General features: G+C 39.5%; 5 protein-coding genes. All 5 read right to left on the bottom strand.

What is annotated here, in order from left to right; all coding sequences use genetic code 11:
• Positions 1-2: 2 nt before the first annotated feature.
• The 5 genes from DBR11_RS09750 to DBR11_RS09730 all read right to left on the bottom strand — a co-directional run bounded on the left by DBR11_RS09750 (position 3) and on the right by DBR11_RS09730 (position 8,192).
• Entirely contained in the window at positions 3-1,331 is a 1,329-nt protein-coding gene (locus DBR11_RS09750) for a substrate import-associated zinc metallohydrolase lipoprotein (RefSeq protein WP_108552060.1), read from the bottom strand.
• Between the two features lie 9 nt (positions 1,332-1,340).
• Positions 1,341-2,840, bottom strand: coding sequence for a RagB/SusD family nutrient uptake outer membrane protein (locus DBR11_RS09745; protein WP_108552058.1), 1,500 nt, complete (start codon positions 2,838-2,840; stop codon positions 1,341-1,343).
• 11 nt (positions 2,841-2,851) lie between these two features.
• A complete protein-coding gene (locus DBR11_RS09740) occupies positions 2,852-6,484 on the bottom strand; it encodes a SusC/RagA family TonB-linked outer membrane protein (protein WP_108552056.1) in 3,633 nt (1,210 codons plus the stop codon).
• Between the two features lie 31 nt (positions 6,485-6,515).
• Positions 6,516-7,481, bottom strand: coding sequence for a FecR family protein (locus DBR11_RS09735; protein WP_108552054.1), 966 nt, complete (start codon positions 7,479-7,481; stop codon positions 6,516-6,518).
• Between the two features lie 90 nt (positions 7,482-7,571).
• Positions 7,572-8,192 (bottom strand): RNA polymerase sigma-70 factor, encoded by a 621-nt coding sequence (locus DBR11_RS09730; RefSeq protein ID WP_108552052.1) that lies wholly within the window; start codon positions 8,190-8,192, stop codon positions 7,572-7,574.
• Positions 8,193-8,368: the final 176 nt, after the last annotated feature.

The raw sequence follows: 8,368 nt of genomic DNA, 5'->3' as shown, positions 1-8,368 counted from the left end.
TTTTAATACCGGCTAACTGCCCCATAAAAACCAAGTTTATTGTTTGATGTATCTATAAAACCCAGTTGTTTATCTTTAGAATTTGGTATTATACTTTCGATCCAATCGATTTTAAAGGTTTTAGTTGTAAAATAATCGAGTAACGGCTTAACTGGTGTCTTAATCACATTCCCATTTGCGTATGGGGTGCTCGTTCCTGAATCAGAAAGCACAAATTTCACATTGCTACCCGTATAGGTTGCTTTTAGATTAAACCAAAAATCGTAGCCCCCACCTTTAAATTTGAGAATCAGATCAGTTCTGTTTACCCTGGTTGCATCTGCAAACACCAATTCAAATTGTGGCGAAAGAGGTATAGGGGACGCAGCTACAGCTGCATCAAAAGCTGTAATAAAAGCTGCCGATTGGTTAGCCGCAGACTTATCTATACTCACCCCTTTATATATTCCGCCCGCAAAAAGTTCTGCAGCAGAAAAAATTGATCCGGTGGTTAATCCAGCAATTGCCTTCTTCACTTCAGCTTGCAGGGCCCGAAAGTCCATGCCAAAACTGGATTTAAAGTAATCCACGATAATCCGCTCTTTGGCCCTTAATTTTGTGGCACCATCTGCATTTGCAGTGTTCACATAAATATCAAAATAATCCTGTCCTTCAACCAGTAAAGTGGCGGTCATCTCTGCAAAGTCTTCATTTTTATTCATCCTGGAATAAGGTGTAATAAAACCCAGGCTTTTTGCTTCTGCTGTTGTCCGCTGTATCCACTGCGCACCAACATAATTATTTGAAACTTCTTCATAACCCGGAGGCACAGGGATATTCTGATTTAGAATGTGGGTAAACTCATGGTGAATGGTGTGGAATTTCTCCAGAAAATCATCAAAATTGTCCGGATCAAAGTTATTCACTTCAAAGAGATTGATCTGTCTTCCTGCATCAGCTGTTCCTAATAACCTGGTGTGATCTTCGGTCCTATACTGAGCACTTCCAAACAAAGCCACTTCCTTAGGCACAATTGGCATGAAGAAGTTTTTCCCTGCAATGTTCAGATAAGGCGTGATATAAACCGAACGGAATGCTTCCATCATTGGGATTACCTTTGCTTCGATAACCGGAACCGCATCTTTATCAAGATCAATCTGGAAACGGTCAAAACGATACATCACCTCCATGTTGTACACATCCAGGAAATTTGCTTTCAGCCATTTGTCTGTATCATTATCTTTATAACTATCCAAATTAGATTTATTGAGATCTACATCCAGTGCTTTTTCTTTCTTGCAGGACATCAGACCTGTGCCTAATATCAATGCATATAAAAATATCTTTTTCATCTTCTTTCTTTATCTAGGATTAAGCGTTAAACCAGCTTTCACTGCTGCTTCAGGCAATTGAAATAATCTCCTTGGATCATCTTTTCCAAGTTCAATAAAAGTTGTTTTTCCATTTGCATCCAGCATAGAATGTCTGATTGTTAAACCATGTCTGTTTAAATCAAACCACCTGATTCCTTCAGAAATAAACTCTGCTCTTTTCAGCTCAAGGATGGTTTTGATCAAACCTTCTTTTGGATCTGTGATGTTATAAAAACTAGCAATTCTGGCCAAAGTGACCGTATGCGCTGCTGGATTATAGTTTTTTATCCTGGTGCTCAGGAAAGTATTGATATCCTGCAAAGCTAAATCAAACTGGTTACTGGAAGTATAAGCTTCTGCTCTGTTCATCAATAATTCATCAACAGTAAACAGGGGTACCATGATATATGGATCCCCAAAACCTGAACCGATTTTACTTTCAAAAAACAGCTCTTTAAATTTGTAAGCCGTAAAGAATGGTTCAATGAATGGTCCTGTTCCGCGATAAGCAAATTCCCCTCCAGTTACATTCGCCGCACTTACCGTAGCAGCGGCAGTTGCTCTTCCAAAACCATATCTGATATAATGACTTCTCGCCCATACAGAATTGGCTTCTCCCATCAATAAATTTGAATTTTGGGAGGATTGCGTAAACATGATGTTAAAAGCATCAAAAGCAGCATTTTGATACGTCGTATTCCAGGGTCTTAACATCGGCTTGATCTGGTCCGGAGTGGTCAATACTTTGCCAGCGTACATAATGGATTTAGCAAAATCTCCTTTAAACAAATAGAACCTAGCAGCGAAAGCATTTACTGCATTCAATGTGAAATGATACTTTGGTGCCGCTTTATATACCGAATTGTCTATTAATGGCATTCCATCAGTCAGATCCTTCTCAATCTTAGCATAGGTTTCTGCAACAGTCTCCCTGCTGTATTTACCTGAAACCACAGTCTCCGGAGCCGTCAGAAAAGGAATGCCTGGTGAATTGTTTGTTCCGTTTGGCACATAAGTCCTGGCATACAGGTTCACCAGCATAAAATGAGCATAAGCTCGAGCCACCAAAGCTTCACCTTTGTAAGCTCTTAATTTTGCATCAATAGGATTATTCTCTATGTATTGTAAAGCCGTATTGGCCGAAGCAATAGCCAAATAAGCAGAGCTCCAATAAAAATCTGTCGTTCCTGAAATTTCTTCAGAACCAGAAACAAAGTCCTGCCAGAAATAATTCCGCTCCCAGGAAACTGCTGTACTCAAGGTTCGGTAATCAGAACGCGGGCCCTTATCCTCCACATTGTCTGAAGAGAGTTCGGTAAAATCTAAATAAGTTCCTTTCGGATACGCCGAGGTGAGCAATTGTGCAACTTTTTCTGTTGAGTTTAACTGCGTACGCAAATCAGGCGTGTGTTCCAGAAATTTCTTGCACCCCGATGCAGAGATCCCCAGAGCAGTTAAAGCGATGTATATATATATCTTATTTTTCATGATATTGTATTCTAGAATCCAAGTTTTAACGATAAAGAATATTGACGCGGGATTGGCATTGCTACACCACCTGCGCCAAAGAATTCAGGATCTTGTCCATTCAAACGACTATCTGAATAGATCAACCAAACATTATTTCCAACCAAGCCTACAGACGCATTGGTTGCACCGATCCTTTTTGCCCATGACAGAGGTAACTGATACATCAGCATAACTTGTTTTAGCCGTGCAAAGCCTCCGTCAGCTATACGCTCTGTAGAGTAGTTATAGGCATTGTAAGGGTTATTGGATGAGCTCAGCTGACTGGCAATTAGAGCATCCGCAATGGCAGGAATATTGGTTTTAAGTTCATCCCCTGGCATTGTCCAGCGTCTCAGGAAATCATTTGAAGTTGCAGTAAGATCAGAATAGGTATCGCTAAAATTTGGATTTAAACGTACTTTATTGCCCATACTAAAAGTAACCAGTGCAGATAAGGTAAAATCCTTATAGCTAAATCTGTTGTTAAAACCACCGGTTAGCTTTGGATCTACCTGACCCTCATATTTCAAATGTGCCAGATTGGTACTTTGAAAATCTATACCCTGACTCTTACCTACTCCGTTCTCATTGATAAAAGTTGGTAATCCCGTAGTATGTTCTAAGCCATCAAATACGATAGAGAACAATGCTCTTTGAGGATAACCAAGTCTCGGTCCTCCATTTGGGGTAACCAGGTTAAAAATGATCGGATCATATTCCAGATTGGTGATTTCACTCTTGTTATACCCAAAATTCAGATTCGTACTCCATTTAAATTTATCTCCATTGATAATTTTAGCATTTAAGGTCAGCTCTATCCCTTTGGATTTCATATCCGCATAATTCGCATTCTTTAAAATCTGCCCTCCAATACCTGAAGTAGGGAAAAGACCAATCAGATCATAACCATTACGTTTGTATAAATCAACGGATAAAGTGATCCTGTCTCTAAGAAATCCAAGATCAAATCCCAAATTGGTTTCATATTGTTTCTCCCAGGTTAACTGACTGTTTTCCAGACTTTCAATATAGATGGCTGATTCTTTATCTACCGCATCTGTTCTTCTGGTGGTTTGGTTCCTCAAGATCATGGTTGAGTTGGTTGCATTTGCCGTACTTCCGGTTAAACCATAAGTAGCCCGGATGGTTGTTCTACTCAGAATATTTTGCTGTTTGAAGAAATCCTCTTCATGCATGTTCCATGCACCGGAGATGTTCCAGGTTGGCAGCCATCTCGCGGTTGAAGACTGTCCCAAAAGGTTTGAACCGTCATAACGTCCGGTTGCGTTAATACTGTATTTGCCTTTGTAAGAATAAGCAGCGCGAAGCATATAAGACAAATACCGCTCATACTTATAGGTCATCCCATAAGGATAACTATTAGCTTCTATAGCTTGCTTATAATAATCCGGGTCAATAAAAGGGATACCTCCACTGTCAAACTGATAACCGACACCGTTGTTGAATCTGTTTTGTCTGTCAATAGATCTTAACTCTACCGAACCAAAAGCATTAAAGTAATGATCCTGTTTGAAAATTTTGTTGTATTCCAGGGAGTGCCTCATGTAATAATTCACCAAACCATCATAGGTCGTATTATAGAATCCGCCATTTGGAAGAACAATAGACGGCAGAGACCCTGGTTTGGCCGGATTTTTATACAAGAACCTGTTGTTATCAATAATATTTGCATTCCCATAAGCCCGGTAGGCGTTCGCAGCATTGGAATACTCTGTAATGGAATGTTCCCGGTCTGATTTCAGATATCTGTATGCCCCGTCAAATGAATATTTAAGTCCATCCAGGATTTTATAATTCAAACCGGCCTGCACTTTCATGTCAATTACAGTGGTTTTTATGTAGTTGTTTTCCAGCTCCTGTAAAATGTTAAAGGGCGTATAATTCTGGATAAAGTATTCCCGGTTGCCATTTGCATCATAAGGGGTCAATGTGCGGCTGGTATTCAGAGCATAATTAAAAGGGTTGATATCAAAATCACGCTGAACCTTTCCGGTAACGACGTTGTCGTTTTTGTTCACTGTACCCGGACTGCGCTGGTCGCGAATAGATCCTGTGGTGATCAGTTCCACCTGCAGTCTGTCCGAAAGATCGAAAGTACCGCGGATATTCCCTGTAAAACGTTTCACACCATCTCCTACTGTCCAGCCGCTGTCATTCAGAAAACTTGTTGAAGCATAGATTTTGGCCTTTTCCGTACCAGAAGTGATGCTTAAGGAATGATCCTGCATCAAAGAGTTCCGGAACAATACGTCAAACCAATCCGTATTCGCATTGGCATAGCGATTTAAAAATGTCAGGCGTGAAGGCGCATCATTTCTTAATGCAAACTGTCCGGTTACCGGATCATAATCATACATTAAGTCGTACATCTTACGATACACCCCTCCGTTCTCTAATTGGGAAACTTTCGGATGGTTCAGCCAGCCTTTATTCTGCATGTCCAGGTATACCTGCATCTGGTCCCCAGAATTCATGATGTCAAATTGGTTATAATTGGGCTTTAAAAAGGTGGTAAAATTACCGGTATAAGACACCGCAGGTTTACCACTCGTGTTCCTGCCTTTCTTTGTCGTTACCACAACTACCCCATTCATCGCTCTTGCTCCATACATCGCTGTGGCAGAAGCATCTCTCAAAATCTCAAAACTTTCTATATCATCAGAGTTCAACCCAGCTACAGAGGATCCAATCAGTGTATTCGCATCTCCGGTTGACAGCTGCTCATTAGAAACATTTACAATATCTTCCAGGACAATCCCATCTACCACCCAAAGTGGTTTATTGTCACCATTTAACGAGGTTGCCCCCCTGATGCGCAGCTTAGGCGCAGCGCCAAATGTACCAGATACGTTCTGTACAGAAACACCCGCTACCTGTCCCTCCAGCATACGGCTGACGTCTGGAATACCACTCCTTTGAGCGTCTATCGCTTTTACCTGCGTCGCAGCACCTGTAAATAACTTTTTATTCAGGTTTTGATAACCGGTCGAGATGGTCACTTCTTTAAGCTGGCCAATATCTTCATCCAAAGTTACATTGATTAAAGTTCTGCCCCCTACAACAATTTCCTCAGTTTTGTAGCCAATTGCCGTGATGATAAGCGTGGCCCCATCTTTAACCTTAATCTGAAATTCACCTTCTCCGTTGGTGGAAGTTCCATTGGCCACATGCTTCTCCCGAATACTTGCTCCAGGCAAAAGGTCAATTTTTCCGGCTGCACTTTTTGAACGGACTATCCCCTTTATAATGATATCCTGCATCGCTACCGCAGGTACGGGGGCTTTCTTTAAAATAACTTGTTTTCCAACAATATTATAGTTGATTCCTTTGGCTTTCAAAGGCTCAAGATCTGAATTGATAGACACCAGTTTTTGTGGTGCCTCAATACTCATATCCTTGTTGATTTGTGTAGCATCATAGACAAAACTCACCTTATACGCGAGCTCAATCTTTTTCAAATAGCTATCCAGTCTTTCCATTTTAAAGCCAGTGCGCTGTATATTTTCTGCTCTGGCCAGCGAAACACAGAAGATTGAACAGCAAAACATTACTGTTAAGCCATATTTCAATCTTCGCATGGTTCTTTTGTAGTTTTTCTCCATAATTGGTAATTGAATTGGTTTAGTTGATTTGTTATTTACTTTTAATCGTGATCAGGCTATCACTCTTATTGATTTGTATTTTATAGGTTTCATTAAGCACGGTTAACACTTCTTCAAGACTGCTTTCTTTAAAATTGGCGTTGAATTTTTTTGCCGTATGGATAGTTTCCTGCAACACAATTTTCACCCCGTAATAGGCACTCAACTCTTCACAGACCTTGTTTAGCGGCATATCTACAAAATGAAGTTCTCTTGTTAACCAGGCATTCGCATTAGCTCCATCCAATTTTTCCACCGTATTTTCCTTGAGGTTATAAGAAATGGCTTGCCCGGCGATCAGAATAGATGGCCGGCTTACGCTGTTAGGCAGAAAACTTACTTTTCCGGTTTTAACAGACACATTAATCTTAATTTTAGAATAATTAATATTAAAAGACGTACCCAAGACACTTACTTTAGAATGGCCAATGGCCACATGAAATGGATGTTTAGGATCTCTGTGTATTTTAAAAAAGGCTTCACCACTCAACAAAGAAATCTCTCTTGTTTTTCCGTTAAAACGATCAGGAAATTTTACCGCACTGTTTTTAGCCAATATGATCTTTGAACCATCACTCAACAAAACAGAGTCCACTTGATTAGTTGTTTCTTTTACCAACTCTTGAACTGAGAATTTTTCAGAATAAATCCAAACCGACAAAGCCGACACCAGCACAATTGCCGCTGCAGTTCTTAGCCACAGATAATTGTATTTAGTCTTTGGTAAAGCAGGAGAGATTAAACGGGAGTTTAATTTATGAACTGATGCTGAGGAATTAAGCTCAAAGAGGGGTTTCAAATTGGCAGATGCCTCCCATATTCTTTCAATCTGCTTAAAATAAAGCTCATTTTCTTCAGACTGCGCTCTGAACTCACTAACCTGTTGAATTAGCGTTTCATTTTCCGGATCGTTAAGATGGTTCAGAATGATATTCTGATGGTTCAAATTGTCTTGCAAGTTCTCGTGTTTTTAAGGAAGACAAATAATCCCCTCAAAAACCCCTAGTCCTTTTTCAAAAAAATTTCAAATTTCTTAAAACAGTTGAATTCAATACAAGAACAGCATCAAAAGAGAAAAATATTTAAACCTGGTGATACCATCATTCCGTTTTGCTTTCAACAATACCCTGGCCCGCAAGGTACGAAGCGCATGTCCCATATGATTTTCAACAGTTCTTTCGGAGATATTTAGCTGAATAGCAATCTCACGATATTTAAGCCCTTCCAGACGGCTCAATTTAAATACCTCCTGACACTTCTCAGGCAATAACTCTATCTCCTTATACAACAAAACAAGAAGTTCATTTTGTTCATCAAGCAAATCAATATCTTCATTGCTTAAGTTTTCTGCAATTTTTAAATGATGTTTCTCTATGTTCTTTTGCCTGTTTACAAAATTAATCGAAGCATTAACAACACTCCGGTACAAATAAGGTTTTACAGCGTTTACATTCAAGAGCAGTTCCTTCTCTTCCCAGATCTTCACAAACATATCCTGGACAATCTCTTCAGCAACATGTACATTCTTTACATATCTGTCTGAGATGATGATCAATTTCTGAAAATTATTGGAATAGAAAGCAGTAAAGGCTTCTTTGCCGTCCTGCTCTATCAGATTCAGCAAATCCTGTCCTGTTGTGATAAGATCTATTGATTCGGAAAATTCCATTAAAATTGATTAAGCGCTTAAATTCACAAAGTATAAGAATGTACTTGTAAGCCCTAAAATAGCATTTAAGAATCAATTCTGAAGATTATTATAGGAATATATTACAATAGAGCATATTTCTCAATTGTTTTTACGAAAAAAGCGGAGAGCGTATTATTAAAAATTGTAATAAGGAG

Source organism: Pedobacter sp. HMWF019 (assembly GCF_003061025.1).
Classification (GTDB): domain Bacteria; phylum Bacteroidota; class Bacteroidia; order Sphingobacteriales; family Sphingobacteriaceae; genus Pedobacter.
The sequence above is the reverse complement of the archived record's forward strand: the minus strand, read 5'-3'. Positions and strand labels throughout refer to the sequence as shown.

Excerpts from the sequence above, each read along its gene's own strand:
- DBR11_RS09730 (WP_108552052.1), bottom strand. The coding sequence starts at position 8,192 with ATGGAATTTTCCGAATCAATAGATCTTATCACAACAGGACAGGATTTG.
- DBR11_RS09750 (WP_108552060.1), bottom strand. The coding sequence starts at position 1,331 with ATGAAAAAGATATTTTTATATGCATTGATATTAGGCACAGGTCTGATG.
- DBR11_RS09740 (WP_108552056.1), bottom strand. The coding sequence starts at position 6,484 with ATGGAGAAAAACTACAAAAGAACCATGCGAAGATTGAAATATGGCTTA.
- DBR11_RS09745 (WP_108552058.1), bottom strand. The coding sequence starts at position 2,840 with ATGAAAAATAAGATATATATATACATCGCTTTAACTGCTCTGGGGATC.